The sequence below is a fragment of the Acidovorax cavernicola genome, assembly GCF_003581445.1.
The window spans coordinates 1-1,732 of sequence record NZ_QXMN01000183.1; the positions used below are offsets into that span (position 1 = coordinate 1).

A 1,732-nucleotide genomic window follows, 5' to 3' on the forward strand; every position below is an offset into this window, starting at 1 on the left:
GGTTCATGTAGTCGACGGTGATCGCCAGCGTCTGCTCCATCGCGCCCACGGCTTCGGCGCAGAGCGCGGCGTTGGCCACATCCAGCGCCAGCGTGAGCGCAGTGAGGCCATGCTGGGTCAGCAGCGTCGCGGGCGTATCGGTGCATTGCAGTTCGGCGGCGCGGCCGCCGTCCTGCGTGCCGTAGCCGCGCAGCGCCACGCCGCTCGCGCCGCGCTCCACCAGGAACAGCGCGATATGGCCGTTCAGCTGAGCCGGCACGAGGAATGTATCGGCCTGGTCGCCTGCGGGCACCAGGCTCTTGTGCGCGTTGATCACATGGCCGCTGCCGCTGGCCGTGGCCGTGGCGCTGCAGACATCGAGCCGCCAGCGTGCCTTGCGCTCCTGGTGGGCGAGCACGACCAGCGCCTCGCCGCTGGCGATCTTCGGCAGCCATTGCGCCTGCGCTTCGGCGGGCGCGTACTGGCTCAGCACGGCGCTCGCGACCACGGCCTGGGCCAGCGGCTCGAGCACGATGCCGCGGCCCAGCTCTTCCATCGCGACCATCACGTCGACCGGGCCATGGCCCAGGCCGCCATGCGCTTCGGGCACGGCCAGCGCCGTAAGGCCCAGCTCGGCGAGTTGGGTGTAGGCCGCGCGTGAAAAGCCGCCTTCGGCCACGATTTCGCGGCGGCGTTCAAAGGTATAGGCCTTGTTCACCCAGCGGCGCACCGCGTCGCGCAGTTGCTGCTGGTCTTCGGAAAAATTGAAATCCATGATGTCTCCTTAACCAAAGACCGTCTGGGCGACGATGTTGCGCTGCACTTCATTGCTGCCGCCATAGATGGTGGTCTTGCGCATGTTGAAGTAGGTCGCGGCCAGCGGCGCGTTGGCCACTTCGCCGCCGGGGAAGTCGCCCTGCCAGCCGGCTTCCATCGCCTCCTCGATGAAGGGCAGGCTGAACGGGCCCGCGGCCAGCATCATCAGCTCGCTGTAGCGCTGCTGGATCTCGCTGCCCTTGATCTTCAGCAGGCCCGCGATATCGAGCGGGTTCTTGCCCGAAGTCTCGGCCGAGAGCACGCGCAGCACCATCATCTCGAGCGCGATCACATCGACTTCGAGCAGCGCGATCTGGTCGCGGAAACGCGGGTCTTCCCAGACGCCTTCGGCCTTGGCGATGCGCTTGAGGCGCTCGAGTTCGCGCTTGGAGCGGTTCACGTCGGCGATGTTGGTGCGTTCGTGCGACAGCAGGTGCTTGGCGTAGGTCCAGCCCTGGTTCTCCTCGCCGATCAGGTTCTCGACCGGCACTTTGACGTTGTCGAAGAACACTTCGTTGACTTCGCATTCGCCTTCGAGCAGCTTGATCGGGCGCACGGTCACGCCGGGCGTCTTCATGTCGATCAGCAGGAAGGAGATGCCGGTCTGCGGCTTGCCTTCGGTGCTGGTGCGCACCAGGCAGAAAATCCATTCGCCGTACTGGCCCAGCGTGGTCCAGGTCTTCTGGCCGTTGACCAGATAGTGGTCGCCCTGGCGCTCGGCGCGCGTCTTGACCGACGCCAGGTCCGAGCCCGAGCCCGGTTCGCTGTAGCCCTGGCTCCACCAGACTTCGCCGCTGGCGATGCCCGGCAGAAAGCGCTGCTGCTGCTCCGCGTTGCCGAACGCCATGATCACCGGCGCGACCATCACCGGGCCGAACGGAATGACGCGCGGCGCACAGGCCAGCGCGCATTCTTCCTCGAACAGATGCTTTTGCAC

The 1,732-nt window shown here is 66.5% G+C and carries 2 protein-coding genes; both read right to left on the bottom strand.

The features are described from left to right. Positions 1-754, bottom strand: a 754-nt coding sequence (locus D3H34_RS32295; protein ID WP_119558828.1) for an acyl-CoA dehydrogenase family protein, incomplete at its 3' end; no start/stop codon positions are given. Between the two features lie 9 nt (positions 755-763). Continuing rightward, positions 764-1,732, bottom strand: a 969-nt coding sequence (locus tag D3H34_RS32300; RefSeq protein WP_119558829.1) for an acyl-CoA dehydrogenase family protein, incomplete at its 5' end; no start/stop codon positions are given.